Below are 15024 nucleotides of genomic sequence, written 5' to 3'. Positions count from 1 at the left end.
CAGATCACCCTTCGGTGAAGCATGTGAGGCTTCGACTTGACAGTTTCTGTCGTGCAGGCACAAACAGTTCACCGAGAATATAGTTCCTATATAGGATTGCAGGAGACAGGCTGTCCATGTCCGATGATAAAAAGACCAGTGCATTTGAAGGTAAGCAGACCGCTGCTATGCAGCAGCTTCTGACGACACTTGATCTTGAAACGCTCGAAATGGATCTTTTCCGCGGCAATAGTCCGCAGGTGGGCTGGCAGCGCGTTTTTGGCGGGCAGGTGATCGGACAGGCGCTGATTGCGGCCCAGCGCACGGTTGATGCGGATCGGCATGTTCATTCGCTGCATGGCTATTTTGTACGTCCGGGTGATCCGGCCATTCCGATCATCTATGAAGTTGATCGTATTCGTGATGGCTCGAGCTTCAACACGCGTCGCGTTTTGGCAAAGCAGCACGGCAAGGCGATCTTCACGCTGTCAGCGTCGTTCCAGATCGATGAAACGGGACTTGATCATCAAATCGATATGCCGGAAGGCCTGCCGATGCCCGAGCAGCTTGTCGGCGATCATGATCTCAAGGAAGAATATTTGCATCTGGCACCGGCTGGTGTGCGCAAATACTGGGAGCAGGAGCGCCCCATCGAGATCAAGCCGGTATCTCTCAAACATTATTTCTCGCGCGAGAAACTGGCTCCAAGTCAGCATGTCTGGGTGCGGGCGCGCGGTATTGTGCCGGATGATCGCGCACTTCAGGCGGCCATTCTCGCCTATCTGTCGGATATGACCTTGCTCGATACATCGCTGCATCCGCATGGACGCACGATTTTTGACCGAGATCTGCAGGTGGCAAGTCTTGATCATGCGATGTGGTTCCATCGCCCGTGCAGGCTCGATGACTGGCTCCTTTACACCCAGGATACGCCAAGCGCGTCCAGTGCGCGCGGGTTTAACCGTGGTGCGCTCTATACGCGTGAAGGGCTTCTGATTGCCTCGGTTGCGCAGGAAGGGCTTATCCGTGTGCATGAAAAAGACAAGTGATGATATTTTAATCATCATAAAAGCATGCGATTAAATTTTATGCATATGCTGATTGCGTAAAATGGCTTCAATCGCAAAAGCTGAATCCGATGAATCACTTAAAGCGGTTTTTCCCTTTCCGGGAAAAGCCGCTTATTATTTTTACGGCAAGATTTTTCTCGGGCTGGACAGCGTATTTCGTTTGTTGAAAAGCCCGGATTTTGGGCGGAAATGCCGTTTCTATCCTTTGATTTCACTTTACGCGTGAATGCCAAATATCAGAAAAATTGCATCCTCTCCGTTCCATCGCGCGCAACTGGCACGATTTTTGTTTCTGTAGCTTTGAACCGGTCTTTTCAGCGCAGACGCGTTTGAAGCCGCCATTCGACGGAGATACTCGATGCTCATAACTGGAAGATTCAAGCAAACGGCTCTCGCCACTCTGCCTGCATTGCTCGCTCTGGCTGGAACAGCTTTTGCACAGGATGCAGCTGCACCAACCCCGACCCTTGATACTGGCGATACCGCCTGGATGCTGACTTCAACCGCACTTGTGTTGATGATGACCATTCCGGGGCTTGCGCTGTTCTATGGTGGCATGGTGCGCAAGAAGAACGTGCTTTCCACCGTCATGCAGAGCTTCGCAATTACCTGCCTGATGTCGGTATTGTGGATGTTCTTCGGCTATTCGCTTGCTTTTACCGATGGCGGTTCGATGAACGCCTTTATCGGTGGTTTCGATAAGGCATTCCTTGCTGGCGTAACGATGGATTCGCTCACCGGCACCATCCCTGAATACCTCTTCATCGTGTTCCAGATGACCTTTGCGGTTATCACGCCTGCGCTGATTGCGGGTTCGTTTGCAGAACGCATGAAGTTCTCCTCCATGCTGGTTTTCATGGTTCTGTGGCTCTTCATCGTCTATGTGCCGGTTGCACATTGGGTATGGGGCGGCGGCTTCCTCGGCTCTGACGGCGTTCTCGACTTCGCTGGCGGTACGGTTGTTCACATCAATGCTGGTGTCGCAGGTCTTGTTGCAGCACTGATTATTGGTAAGCGTGACGGTTATGGCCAGACCAATATGGCGCCGCATAACCTTGTTCTCTCCGTGATCGGTGCAGCCCTTCTGTGGGTGGGCTGGTTCGGCTTCAACGCAGGTTCTGCTGCCGGTGCAAATTCGCTCGCTGCTGTCGCCATGCTCAACACGCAGGTTGCGACTGCTGGTGCGGCTCTTGCCTGGATGTTTGCTGAGTGGGCAATCGCCGGCAAGCCAAGCGTTCTCGGCATTATTTCGGGCGCGGTAGCTGGTCTGGTTGCTGTTACCCCTGCGGCAGGCTTCGTCAATCCAACAGGCGCGCTGATCATCGGTATCGTCGCAGGCCTTATCTGCTACGTGGCAGCGGTTAAGCTCAAGCACGCGCTTGGTTATGACGACTCGCTCGATGCGTTCGGCGTACACGGCGTTGGCGGCTTTGTTGGCGCGATCCTGACGGGCTTTTTTGCCGATGTTGCGATCAACGCCGCGGGCGAAGGTGCAACCATGGGCAAGCAGTTCTTCGGTGCGGCCGTTACCATTGTCTACACAGCAGTCGCGACCGCGATTATTCTCTACGTAATCAAGGCCATCATGGGTCTGCGTCCAAGCAAGCAGGCCGAAATGGAAGGCCTCGATATCGCTTTGCACGGCGAGTCTGTTCAGTAGAACAGGGTTGTCTCAACAAGGGGAAAGGCGCGGGAAACCGCGCCTTTTTCATTTCTCCACATAAGAAGTCGCATGGTTAATGAGGAATTAACCATCACAAGGCTAGGATCACCCCGATTCATTGCGCCCGAGGCTTCACAAGCCGCAGGGCACCAAAACATGGTTCGGGACAGGCTTTATGCGGCAAGGATATTCGCCCTCATACCCGCTGCGTGACGAGCGGATTTCGGAAGACAGGCTGAGATTGGCCAATATCTTCCGCAGGCAATTTTATATCCTGTTTGGTCTGGGATTGCTTGCGCTTACGGGTGCTGCGGTGGGAGCTCTGGCGACATGGAATGTTGCAGACCCAAGCCTCAGCCATGCAACAGACAACCCTGTTACCAATGCGCTTGGCTATCCGGGAGCGGTATTCTCCGACATCGCCATGCAGTTCTTTGGCCTTGCAAGCGTTCCAGTTCTGCTCCCGCTGGTCATCTGGTCACTGCTGCTGATGACGCGGGGCGGTATCAGTCGCATTGCCAAGCGCAGTTTTGCCTGGCTTGGCGCTGCCCTGCTGTTCGCAGCCATTGCAAGCTGCTTTGCGGTGCCGGAAAGCTGGCCAATGCCTATTGGTCTTGGCGGTGTCTTCGGTGACATGATGCTGCGCATCCCAGGCATTTTCATCGGTACATTCCCACAAGGTGCGATAGCATCCGGCATTGCGCTGGTGCTCGCCTTCCCAGCCCTTTGGCTCTGCCTTTTTGCAAGTGGTATTATTGGTCGCCGCGAAGTATTGGCCGACACGCCTGCCGCGCGCGGTGCTGCGGAAGACGACTTCGAAGACGACGATAATGACGACGAAACGGCATCGGGCGGCATTTCGCAATTCGTCGGTGCTATGACGCATACAATGCTCAGTGCAACCGCCACTTTCAGGCGCCTTACAGGCATGAAGCGTCGTAAGCCGCGTGAGGACGAATTCGGCGATATGCGCAGCGTGCGTCGTAGTGCTGAAACGCGCAACGGTCCTCGCCATGATCCGGGATTTGGTTCTGCTCCGTCACAAGAGCCGCCGTTTGAAATGGATGACGGTTTCGATAATGACGGCGATGGTGCGCCGCTGGCAGGCCAGGAATGGCATGATGCACCGCCACAGCGCGCCAAAGCACGCGTTGGCGAACGTGCGCCTTCACCTAAGAGTGGCGCGCGCATCCAGCGTGAAGCACAGGCGTCGTTCCTCAAGGAAGGCGGCGCATTTGAAATGCCGTCGCTGCATTATCTGGCTGAGCCTAAGCTGGTACAGCGCGATGCGTCGCTGTCCAAGGATGCGCTTGAACAGAATGCGCGTCTGCTTGAAGGCGTGCTGGAAGATTTCGGTGTGCGCGGCGAGATCATCAATGTGAAGCCTGGTCCGGTTGTCACTCTGTACGAACTTGAACCGGCTCCGGGTATCAAATCATCTCGCGTAATTGGTCTGGCGGATGATATCGCCCGCTCGATGAGTGCGATAGCAGCCCGTGTTGCCGTTGTTCCGGGTCGCAATGTCATCGGTATCGAATTGCCGAACCAGAAGCGCGAAATGGTTTATCTGCGCGAGATGCTGGCAAGCCGTGACTTTGAACAGTCAAAGGCAAAGCTTGCGCTGGCGCTGGGTAAGACAATCAACGGTGAACCGGTGATTGCCGATATTGCGAAGATGCCGCATGTGTTGGTGGCTGGTACAACCGGCTCGGGTAAGTCGGTGGCGATCAGCACCATGATCCTGTCGCTGGTCTATCGTATGACGCCGCAGGAATGCCGTCTGATTATGATCGATCCAAAGATGCTGGAACTCTCCATCTATGACGGTATTCCGCATCTTCTGACGCCGGTTGTGACAGACCCGAAAAAGGCTGTCGTCGCGCTCAAATGGACCGTGCGTGAGATGGAAGACCGCTATCGCAAGATGTCCAAGGTTGGCGTCCGCAATATTGACGGCTTCAACCAGCGCGTCGGTCAGGCCCAGAAAAAGGGTGAGCAGATCGCCCGTACCGTTCAGACCGGCTTCGATCGTAATACCGGTGAAGCGATCTACGAAACCGAGCAGCTTGATCTCGAACCAATGCCATATATCGTCGTGATCATCGACGAAATGGCCGATTTGATGATGGTGGCTGGTAAAGATATTGAAGGCACGGTGCAGCGTCTGGCGCAGATGGCGCGTGCCGCAGGCATCCACGTCATCATGGCAACACAGCGCCCATCTGTCGATGTTATCACGGGTACGATCAAGGCCAACTTCCCGACCCGCATTTCCTTCCAGGTTACGTCCAAGATTGACAGCCGCACTATCCTTGGCGAGCAGGGCGCCGAGCAGCTGCTTGGTCAGGGTGATATGCTGTTTATGGCCGGTGGCGGTCGAATTCAGCGCGTACATGGTCCATTTGTGGGTGATGACGAGGTAGAGCGCATTGTTCAGCACCTGAAGCTTCAGGGCGTGCCGGAATATCTCGACGCCATCACCGAAGACGAGGAAGAGGATGAAGGCGGCGGTCCGGCTGGAACGTCTAACCTTGAAAATTCCGACGATCCTTATGATCAGGCTGTGGCTGTGGTGCTGCGCGACAAGAAGGCTTCGACTTCCTATATCCAGCGTCGTTTGGGCATTGGCTATAACCGTGCTGCTTCGATCATCGAACGCATGGAAGACGAAGGTATCGTTGGACCTGCCAATCATGCCGGCAAGCGCGAAATACTGGTGCCGACAGGCGACGACAATTTCTAGCCGGGAATTCATGAGCTTGAGTTGCCACACTTTGAGTTGCCACACTGGCGCCCAACTGCCGATCTACCTTTAGAGAATGATGAAAAGAGAGAGTTTGCCGATGATGTTCTCCCGCATTTCCGCATTTGCGAAAGCCAGCCGTTTCGCGGCCTTCCTCGGATTGGGAGCATTGATTCTTGGTTCTGTTGCGCCGGTGTTCACTCCCGTTGTGGCTCAGGCGCAGGGCGCGGGAAATGCCGCGGCGGCTCAGCAGATTGCAGATCATTTCTCTTCTGTTCGCACCATGACCGGGGAGTTCGTTCAGTTTGGCCCGAAGGGCGACCAGACTGGCGGCACTTTCTATATCGAGCGTCCGGGCAAAATCCGTTTCAATTACAACAACTCGCCGGTACGCGTGATTTCGGATGGCAATCAGGTTGTCATCAACAATCGTAAGCTCGATACCTGGGATATGTATGCGCTGGGCACCACGCCGCTGAAGCTGCTTCTTTCCGATAAGATTGATCTTGGCGGTGGCCGTCTTCAGAGCGTCAAACAGGACCCGGATATGACCACACTGGTCATTGGTGACAAAAAAGTGTTCGGCAGCTCCAAGATTACGCTGATGTTCGAGCCAAAGACCTATGAACTGAAGCAGTGGACGATCACCGATGCGCAAGGCCTTGATACAACGGTGATGATCTTCAATTTGCGCACCGGTGTGCGCTTTACCGACGATATGTTCAAGATCGACTATCAGCGCATCGCGATGAAGCGCAAAGGCCAGTAATTCTCTGTTTTATTGCTGCCCTACATTTGCATTTGTCGGATAAATGGTTAGGTTCGCGGCCATCTTTTGGTGACCGCGAGTCTTATTCCCATGACCTTTTCTGTTGCTACCTGGAACATCAATTCTGTTCGTCTGCGCATGCCGCTGGTCGAGCAGTTTTTAAGCGACTATCAGCCGGATGTTCTCTGTCTTCAGGAAACCAAATGTCCCGACGATCAGTTCCCTTCCAAGGGCTTTCGCGCACTTGGCTATGAGCATATCGCGATCAGTGGTCAAAAGGGCTATCACGGCGTTGCGACCATCTCGAAACGTCCGCTGAGCGATGTGGAGAAGATCGGCTTTTGTGAGATGGGTGATTGCCGTCACTTAAGTGCAGTCGTCGCAGCGGGTGGAAAAAAGCTCCGTATCCATAATTTCTATGTGCCTGCCGGTGGTGATGAGCCAGACCCGGAAATTAATCCAAAATTCGCCCATAAGCTTGGTTTCCTTGAGGAAATGCGCGCGATTGTCGCTGATAGGCAGGATGGTAATTCATCCATCCTCGTGGGTGATCTCAATATCGCGCCGCTTGAAAACGATGTCTGGTCGCATAAGCAATTGTTGAAAATCGTCAGCCACACGCCGATTGAAACTACCACGCTTGAAGACTTGCGCGTGAAAGGTGGGTGGAGCGATCTGATGCGTCAGGTCATTCCGGCTGACCAGAAAATCTATACATGGTGGAGCTATCGCGCCAAGGATTGGGATGCAGCGGATCGTGGTCGCCGCCTCGATCACATCTGGGGTTCGGCTGATCTGGAAGCGCATATGCAAGGTCTGCAGATCCTGCGTGAAGCACGCGGTTGGGATCGCCCATCCGATCACGTACCAGTGATTGCGACATTCGATCTGGATTAGTCGAACGCTCAAGCCTATATAGAGCGAAGTTCAGAAGAGGAGAAAAGAGCAATGGATCGTACAGCACTGTTTTCAATGACCAGTGTTTTCAACGTTTCCGGGGCTCTTCATGTCTTCTCTTCTCACTCTTCAGGATATTTCCTGCGTCACGGCTGATGGCCGTACTCTCTTTTCAGGCATCAATTTCAGCGTAACCGAAGGTCGCATCGGCCTTGTCGGGCGTAATGGTATTGGCAAATCCACGCTTTTGAAAATCATGAGCGGTGATTTGTTACCATCCAGTGGAACCGTCACGCGCAGCAGCCGGATTGGTATGCTTGCGCAGAATGTCGGTGGTGACGCTCAGCAGACACTCGCCGATTTGTTCGACGCGCGTGATGCCTTTGAAATGCTTGAGCGGATCGAAGCGGGTGCGGGCACTGACGTTGATTTCGAACAGGCGGATTGGCTGTTGCCTCAGCGTTTCGATGAAGCTTTGCTGTCGTTCGGGCTTTCGCTTTCGCCACAAACCCGGCTATCCGAGTTGAGTGGCGGGCAGCAGACGCGAGCAGCGCTTGCAGCACTGCTGTTTCAGAAGCCCGATCTTATTTTGCTGGATGAACCGACCAATAATCTTGATCGCGATGGCCGTCAGGCTGTTGCCGATATGCTTGCGAATTGGCAGGGGGCTGCTGTTGTCGTCAGCCATGATCGCGAATTGTTGCGGTCAATGGATGCGATAGCCGAGCTCTCGCAAGGCGCGTTGGCGCTCTATGGCGGCAATTGGGATTTCTACCACGAGCGGAAAGAACTGGAGCGGGAAGGGGCAGCGCGCGATCTCGAATTGGCTCAGCGCGATGTGAAGCAGGTTAGGCTCAAGGCGCAGGAAGCTGCCGAACGGCAAGCAAAAAGTGATGCGCGCGGGCGCAAATCCCGTGCAGATGCGGGTATGAGCAAGTTGTTGCTCGATGCGCGTGCCGACAAGGCGCAAAAGACCGGTGGTCGCGGTGAATTGCTTGCAGAGCGCAATGCAGAGCGCGCACAAAATCAGTTGCGTGAAGCGGAAGCAAAGGTCGAACGCAATAAGCCTATGCGGTTTAATATTGAGGCTGCGCTTTCGCCTTCCGGGCGTGTGATGCTTGAAATGCTCAATGTTTTTGGTGGGCCAGTGCCAGAAAACCCAGTCATCCGCGACTTCTCACTCAGAATCGTCGGGCCAGAGCGTATCGTCATTCGCGGCGCAAACGGAGCTGGAAAAACCTCGCTGCTACGGTTGATTGCTGGCGATTTGCAGCCGGTTTCAGGCGAGATAAGACGATTTGTGCCGGTTGCCATGTTCGATCAGCAGATGAGCTTGATGGACCGCAGCGCAACGCTTTACGAGAACTTCCGCAGACTGAACAAAGGGGCGAGCGATAACGATGCTCATGCAGCACTTGCGCGTTTTTCATTTCGCGGTGAGGGCGCCTCGCGTCTTGCAGGGAGCTTGAGTGGTGGCGAATTGCTGCGCGCTGCACTGGCCTGCATTCTTGGCGGAACGCTGAAGCCTGAATTGCTGATCCTTGATGAGCCGACCAACCATCTCGATATCGATTCAATCGAAGCGTTGGAAACCGCCCTGAATGACTATGAAGGTGGTCTGCTGCTGGTCAGCCACGATCAGGCGCTTCTGGATGCCATCGGTATCGAGCGGGTCATTGAATTATAGGTTTTAGTCGTTGCCATTAAGCTGTGGCGCGACTTTCTCGATGTCGGCAATCAACTGCAGCAGGTTTTTGCTGATATGGGCATGCAGCGATGCTGCGGCCTCCGGATATTCTTCCAGAATGCGCCGGAAGATTGCACGGCTGATGCGGATGACTTCGGTCTCTTCTTCGGCCAGGGCACCTGTCAGGCGGGTGGTCTGCGCAATCAGCGCCATTTCGCCCAGCATGGCGCCGGGGCCGACGGGGCGGATCGCAATCCGCCCTTCGTCTGCATCATGAAACAAGGTGATGTTGCCAGATACGACGATATATCCGCAATCGGCACTCTGGCCCTCGCGGAACAGTTCACGACCGGCACGCAGAACAAGGCGTTCTGCGCCAAAGGCGAGCAGACGCAACTGTTCGGGTGTGAAAGACTCGAACAGGCCTACTGAGCCGAGAATGCGAATATCGTCATCGAGCGCCATAGCTTGTCATTACACCCGCATCAGGCGCTGTCCATCATGGGACAAGTTTGTATCCCCCGCTTTCTGTAACCAGAAGCGATGCGTTGGACGGATCCTTCTCAATTTTCTGGCGCAGACGGTAGACATGGGTTTCCAGCGTGTGTGTCGTAACACCGGAATTATAGCCCCAGACTTCCTCAAGCAGCACATCGCGGCCAATGACCTTGTCGCCGGCGCGATAGAGATACTTGATGATGGCTGCTTCCTTTTCGGTCAGGCGAATCTTGCTGCCCTTCTCATCGAGAAGCAGCTTCTGGCCTGGCTTGAAGGTGTAAGGACCAACGATGAATGTCGCGTCTTCGCTCTGCTCATGCTGGCGCAGCTGCGCGCGGATGCGGGCAAGCAGAACCGCGAACTTGAACGGCTTGGTGACGTAATCATTCGCACCCGATTCGAGACCGAGAATCGTGTCCGATTCGGTGTCGTGACCGGTAAGCATGATGATCGGAGCCTTGAAGCCACCCTTGCGCAGAAGCTTTACCGCTTCGCGACCGTCCATGTCCGGCAGGCCAACATCCATAATCAACAGATCGACAATGCCATTGCGGGCGGTCTGGATGCCCTTGGTAGCGTTGTCTTCCTGAAGAATCTGGAATTCTTCGCACAGCTCCAGCTGTTCGACGAGGATGGAGCGGAGATCTTCGTCATCGTCCACAATCAGTATTGTACGACCTGTCATGCCTGTCCTCGTTACTCTTTGATTCAAATAGTGGTTCGTGTTTTATGACATTTAATGGCGATAAGTTGAAGCCGTGAAAAAAGAGAGCAGATTTTCAGGCGATCACCCAAACTTTATCAGCAGGCGGAAAACGGAGGCAGGGCTTGACCAGAAATCAAAAAAGCCGCGGCATTGGCATTATCGATGTACGGGCAAAGCCCGGCCATAAAACGCGCGGTCTGCTTGCTGCTGGCAATTTGGTATTGGAATGTGCGCTTGGCAAGGGGGGAATCAGCGCTTTCAAGCGCGAAGGCGACGGTGCCACGCCGCTTTCTTCCATGCGATTGCTCTATGGCTATCGTCGTGGCGATGGCGGACAATGGCCGGTATCGCCCTTGCCGCTGCGCCGGGTGCGTAAGCTGGATGGCTGGTGCGATGCGCCAAAAGACGCCAATTACAATCGTCCGGTCAATCTGCCGTTTAAGCCAAGTCACGAGAAGATGTGGCGCAATGACGATGTTTATGATGCCTGTATCGTCATGGACTGGAACGTTAGCCCGCGCAAACGAGGTTGCGGCAGTGCGATCTTCTTCCATCTTGCCCGTCCGGGTTATACGCCGACCGAGGGCTGCATAGCATTGAAGCGCGCCGATATGGCGCGCCTCCTGCCTCATTTGACGAATAGGACCGTGATCCGCGTATTGCGGTAATTAGAGCGCTATGCGCTCTAATTTTTTGATACGCACTACCTACGCAAACCGCTTCACAGTTTTGCTGGAAGTGCTCTAATGTGCTCCAGCGGGGACGATTTTCACTTCATTACCCTCCGCATCGTAGAGTTTACCGTTCTGGACATAATCGCCATCATGCAGTTCTGCGATCTGATGGTGGCGAATGATGCGTTCGGTGCCTTCGGCAAAAACCGACATCTGATCTGAATTTCCGGTCTTGAACTCATTGAACATCAGGTTGAGCACGATTGCCATCAAAGCAGCAGAGCTGATGCCCGAATGGAAGATGGTCTCAAACCATGCCGGGAAGTGATGGTAGAATTCCGGTGCGGCAATCGGGATCATGCCGAAGCCGATGGAAGTCGCCACGATGATCAGATTGATATTGTTCTGATAGTCGACCTTTGACAGCGTGCGGATACCACTTGCGGCAACCGTTCCAAACAAAACGATGCCGGCGCCGCCAAGTACGGCTGGCGGAACGCAGGCAATCACGCGCCCCATCACTGGCAGCAGGCCGAGCGTGATGAGAATAAGCCCGCCAGTCGCAACCACATAACGGCTTTTCACACCCGTCACCGCCACAAGGCCCACATTCTGTGCAAAGGCGCTCTGTGTGAACGATCCGACCACGGGTGCGAGAATGCTCGATGCCATATCGGCACGTAAGCCATCGCCCAGACGGCGGGAATTGACCTTGGTTTCCAGAATTTCACCAACCGCCAGAATATCGGCGGAGGTTTCCACCAGCGTGACGACAATCACGATGAACATCGAAAGTGTTGCTGCAATACTGAAAATCGGCCAGCCGAAATGGAAGATTTCGGGCAGTGCCATAACCGGACCTTCTGCGACGCGCGAGAAGTCCGTCATGCCGAGAAGCCATGCGATCCCCGTTCCGATCACCATGGCAAGCAAAATGGACAGACGCGAGATGGTGGCATTGCCGATCTTGCTCAACAGCAGAACGATCGCCAGCGTCAGCCCGGCCAGACCGATATTGGACATGCTACCGAAATCAGGTGCATTGCTGTTGCCGCCCATGGCCCAGCGTGCTGCAACAGGCATCAAAGTGAGACCGATGGTGGTAATCACGATACCGGTCACAAGGGGCGGAAAAAAACGCGTCACGCGCGAAAAGATCGGTGTGATGAGAAAGCCTATCAGGGCTGCCGCCATCACCGCTCCGAGTACGACCTGAATGCCCGCCTCGCCGGTTTCTGCTGATGTTACAATGGCAACCATCGTGGCCACACCGGCGAATGATACGCCCTGCACCAGTGGAAGCTGGCAGCCGAAAAAAGGAATACCGATTGTTTGCAGTACAGTTGCTACGCCGCCTGCAAAAAGCGAGGCGGTAATCAACAGGCCGATTTCGCTCGGGCTGAGGCCTGCCGCCTGACCGATGATAAGTGGGACGGCTACAATGCCGCCATACATGGTCAGAACATGCTGAAATCCATAAGCCAGATTGGCTGTAACGGATAGTCTTTCGTCTTCGGGACGTGGACTAGCCACGATCCCGGTTGGGTGTGTATTCACGTTTATCCCTCCCGATGTCTCTCCTCAAAGACAGGGGGCGAGTATATCCGTCATGCGCAGACTGACTGCATTGCTTTTGCTTGAAGTTGTTTTCGATGCGAGCGGGTTAATGGATTTAGCGCATCGATCCGATTGAAACCGATCCACGCTCTAAACATTTGTTCCGCACGCATCGCGAAAATCGTTTCAGACTTTTCGGGATGCGCTTATGCCAATCCTTCGCGCATCGCATCGCTGAGAACAGTAAAAATATAGGGTTCTGTCGATTGCGCAACGTTGAAACGCAGATAACGGGTCGCGCTATGCGATGGGCTGAAAACATCGCCCGGCGCAAGCACAACACCCTTTTCAAGCGCATAACGGGCAATCTGGCTTGAATCCATGCCTTCAGGCAAGCGCGCCCAGAGAAAGATGCCGCCCTGCGGTTCTGTCCAGAGTTCCAGCCCGATTGCTTTGAGCCGGTTTGCCGTCATGGTCATGGCGTCAGCGAGTTTAGCGCGCAGGCTGTCGATATGGCGGCGATAGGTGCCATCGGTGAGCAGGGCGTGTACAATCTGGGCGGACAAAACGTTGCTGCTGAATGAGGTCGCAAGTTTCAGATCGGTAATTCCGTCGATCCAGTCACGACGACCGGCAATATAGCCGACACGCGCTGCGGCCGAGAGTGTCTTGGAGAAACTGCCAATATGGAGCACCCGGTCAAAGCCATCGAGCTCGGCAAGCAGCGGTGCTGGCGAAGGGTGAAAATCGCCAAAGATATTGTCTTCTACTAGCTTTATGTCGTGGGTTTCGGCAAGCTTCAGCAACCGGTGTGCTGTGGCGGGCGTCATGATGCCGCCCGTCGGATTGTGCAGCCCAGCATTGGAAATATACAGCTTTGGCGCTTGTTCTTCAGCGGCCTTGGCGAAGGCTTCGAGATCGGGGCCTGTATGCGTGTAGGGGATGCCGATGAGTTTGACGCGGTGTGAAAGAAGCGAGGCCTGAAAGTTGAAATAGCAGGGGTCGTCAACCAGCACTGTGTCGCCGGGCTGCAGCAGAAAGCGGCAGATGAGATCGATGGCATGTGTGCCTGAATCGGTCAGCAGAATATCGCCGCCTGAAAGGTTGATGCCCTGTTCGGTGAGTTTGCGCGCCAGATGATTGCGCAGAGGACGAAAGCCGAGCGGCTCTCCATATGCGACGAGATTGCTGTCTTCATCGCGTGCGATTGTGCGCATGGCGCGGCGGATACCCTCAAGCGGCAACCATTCATCGGGCAGCCAGCCACAGCCGGGCTTATAGGTCTTATTGTCTGCTTCAAGCGACTGGCGCATTACCCAGAAAGGATCGATCTGCCGGTCCTTGTGCGGTGTCACTGCGGCAAGCGTAAAAGGCTGACGTGCCCGCTCTGAAACGTAGAAACCGGCACCGCGGCGCGACTGGATAACCCCCTCTGCCACCAGACGGTCATAGGCTTCTACGACCGTTGATTTCGAAACATTCATCGTCTCGGCCAAACGCCGGATTGAAGGAAGGCGAGCGCCGGGCGCAAGGCTCATGGCGGCGATACGGTCGCGAATGATGGTCATGACCTTTTCGACGAGCGGCATCTTATCGGGCGCTGCCTTGTCCTCGCTGCGACTGCCAAGATAGGCAGCTTCCACGGCTTCAAGACTGCGCAAAAGGCCCGTCGATATCATCTGTACCATCCTTTGTATCAGTACAGTTTAGCAGAATTGTCCGTGAACTGTCTCTGATTATTTGGCGGAATTCGCGGCACTGTACTAAAGCGGTTTCAGGCAGATTGGAATCACCCAAGCCGCTCTATCCCTTTGTTTCTCGCATTCCATGCCAAATCCGCTTCACGTTGCTGATGGGAATGCCGAAACACATGCAAGTTGGAAGAAGGCCAAAAACAGAGAATGAACAAGACTGCGGGTTGGATTAACGGATTTCTGGGGGTTCTGATTTTTAGCGGGTCGTTGCCCGCAACACGTCTGGCGGTGATCGACATCGACCCGACCTTCCTGACCATGGCGCGAGCGTCGATTGCGGGGCTGCTGGGCCTTGCGCTGCTGCTCGCCTTCCGTGAACCATTTCCGCGTCGCAATGACGTTATTTCACTGATTGTCGTGGCGCTTGGCGTGGTGGTTGGCTTTCCATTGCTGACGGGCATTGCGCTACAGCATATGACGTCGGCACATGCGATTGTCTTTATCGGTTTGCTGCCGCTGTCGACGGCTTTGTTTGCCGTGTTGCGTGGTGGCGAAAACCCGCGCCCACTGTTCTGGTTGTTCTCAGTTGTCGGCGGTTTGATTGTGGCGTCCTATGCCTATGGGCAAGGCAGTCAGTCAACGTTGCTAGGTGACGTGCTGATGCTGGGCGCTATCATTGTCTGCGGTCTTGGATATGCTGAAGGTGCCAGCCTGTCGCGCAGGCTGGGCGGCTGGCAGGTGATCTGCTGGGCGCTGGTCTTTTCGCTGCCGGTCATGTTGCCACTCAGCTTCATGACGCGGCCTGAAACCTGGGGCAATATCGGCGTCATGGCATGGGGCGGGCTTGCTTATGTTACGCTGTTTTCGATGCTGATCGGCTTTTTCTTTTGGTATCGCGGACTGGCACAGGGCGGTGCAGCGGCTGTCGGGCAGCTGCAATTGTTGCAGCCATTCTTCGGCCTGATGCTGGCTGCATCCATTGCCGGTGAACCGGTGAGCATGGGCATGGTGCTGACCGCTGGCGTGGTGGTGCTGTGCGTGGCTGGTGCGAAAAGGTTTGGTTAAACAAGCTTGTCGCCCAAAAGTG

The 15024-nt window shown here is 54.8% G+C and carries 13 protein-coding genes; 9 read left to right on the top strand and 4 right to left on the bottom strand.

Features of this window, described 5'->3' with window-relative positions; genetic code table 11:
• The first annotated feature begins 116 nt into the window (after positions 1 to 116).
• The 7 genes from tesB (at position 117) to RT142_RS17100 (ending at position 8808) form a co-directional block, all read left to right on the top strand.
• Complete coding sequence (gene tesB / locus RT142_RS17130) at positions 117 to 1028, top strand: acyl-CoA thioesterase II (protein ID WP_105519012.1); 912 nt, start codon at positions 117 to 119, stop codon at positions 1026 to 1028.
• A gap of 61 nt (positions 1029 to 1089) precedes the next feature.
• The gene (locus RT142_RS17125; RefSeq protein WP_113158704.1) at positions 1090 to 1275 is read left to right on the top strand and encodes a hypothetical protein; all 186 of its coding nucleotides are present in this window, start codon (positions 1090 to 1092) and stop codon (positions 1273 to 1275) included.
• Between the two features lie 132 nt (positions 1276 to 1407).
• Positions 1408 to 2709 (top strand): ammonium transporter, encoded by a 1302-nt coding sequence (locus RT142_RS17120; RefSeq protein ID WP_007872167.1) that lies wholly within the window; start codon positions 1408 to 1410, stop codon positions 2707 to 2709.
• Between the two features lie 178 nt (positions 2710 to 2887).
• Positions 2888 to 5455, top strand: a complete 2568-nt coding sequence (locus tag RT142_RS17115; RefSeq protein WP_313030162.1) for a DNA translocase FtsK — start codon at positions 2888 to 2890, stop codon at positions 5453 to 5455.
• A gap of 100 nt (positions 5456 to 5555) precedes the next feature.
• On the top strand, positions 5556 to 6224 hold the full coding sequence (locus tag RT142_RS17110) for an outer membrane lipoprotein carrier protein LolA (protein WP_171380015.1): 669 nt from the start codon (positions 5556 to 5558) through the stop codon (positions 6222 to 6224).
• Between the two features lie 90 nt (positions 6225 to 6314).
• The gene (locus tag RT142_RS17105; protein ID WP_064322563.1) at positions 6315 to 7121 is read left to right on the top strand and encodes an exodeoxyribonuclease III; all 807 of its coding nucleotides are present in this window, start codon (positions 6315 to 6317) and stop codon (positions 7119 to 7121) included.
• A gap of 109 nt (positions 7122 to 7230) precedes the next feature.
• The gene (locus tag RT142_RS17100; protein ID WP_112807165.1) at positions 7231 to 8808 is read left to right on the top strand and encodes an ABC-F family ATP-binding cassette domain-containing protein; all 1578 of its coding nucleotides are present in this window, start codon (positions 7231 to 7233) and stop codon (positions 8806 to 8808) included.
• Positions 8809 to 8811: 3 nt separating this feature from the next.
• Here the strand turns inward: RT142_RS17100 and RT142_RS17095 are convergent, their stop codons facing one another.
• Both RT142_RS17095 and RT142_RS17090 read right to left on the bottom strand, forming a co-directional pair.
• Complete coding sequence (locus RT142_RS17095) at positions 8812 to 9273, bottom strand: cyclic nucleotide-binding domain-containing protein (protein WP_007872156.1); 462 nt, start codon at positions 9271 to 9273, stop codon at positions 8812 to 8814.
• A gap of 34 nt (positions 9274 to 9307) precedes the next feature.
• Positions 9308 to 9991, bottom strand: coding sequence for a response regulator transcription factor (locus RT142_RS17090; RefSeq protein WP_007872155.1), 684 nt, complete (start codon positions 9989 to 9991; stop codon positions 9308 to 9310).
• Between the two features lie 143 nt (positions 9992 to 10134).
• On the opposite strand from RT142_RS17090, the gene RT142_RS17085 reads away from it, so the two are divergent.
• Positions 10135 to 10680: a L,D-transpeptidase gene (locus RT142_RS17085; RefSeq protein ID WP_112807167.1), complete on the top strand. Its 546-nt coding sequence runs from the start codon at positions 10135 to 10137 to the stop codon at positions 10678 to 10680.
• A 75-nt stretch (positions 10681 to 10755) separates the two neighbouring features.
• Here the strand turns inward: RT142_RS17085 and RT142_RS17080 are convergent, their stop codons facing one another.
• Together RT142_RS17080 and RT142_RS17075 are read right to left on the bottom strand one after the other, a co-directional pair.
• Entirely contained in the window at positions 10756 to 12243 is a 1488-nt protein-coding gene (locus RT142_RS17080) for a nucleobase:cation symporter-2 family protein (RefSeq protein WP_313030157.1), read from the bottom strand.
• Positions 12244 to 12449: 206 nt separating this feature from the next.
• Positions 12450 to 13922 carry a PLP-dependent aminotransferase family protein gene (locus RT142_RS17075; RefSeq protein ID WP_113499477.1) on the bottom strand — a complete coding sequence of 491 codons (1473 nt, stop codon included), beginning with the start codon at positions 13920 to 13922 and terminating at the stop codon, positions 12450 to 12452.
• Between the two features lie 222 nt (positions 13923 to 14144).
• On the opposite strand from RT142_RS17075, the gene RT142_RS17070 reads away from it, so the two are divergent.
• Positions 14145 to 15002, top strand: coding sequence for a DMT family transporter (locus RT142_RS17070; protein WP_113499475.1), 858 nt, complete (start codon positions 14145 to 14147; stop codon positions 15000 to 15002).
• The last annotated feature ends 22 nt before the right edge of the window (positions 15003 to 15024 follow it).

This window comes from Brucella sp. (genome assembly GCF_032066345.1).
Taxonomy (GTDB): domain Bacteria; phylum Pseudomonadota; class Alphaproteobacteria; order Rhizobiales; family Rhizobiaceae; genus Brucella; species Brucella pseudogrignonensis.
The sequence above is the reverse complement of the archived record's forward strand: the minus strand, read 5'-3'. Positions and strand labels throughout refer to the sequence as shown.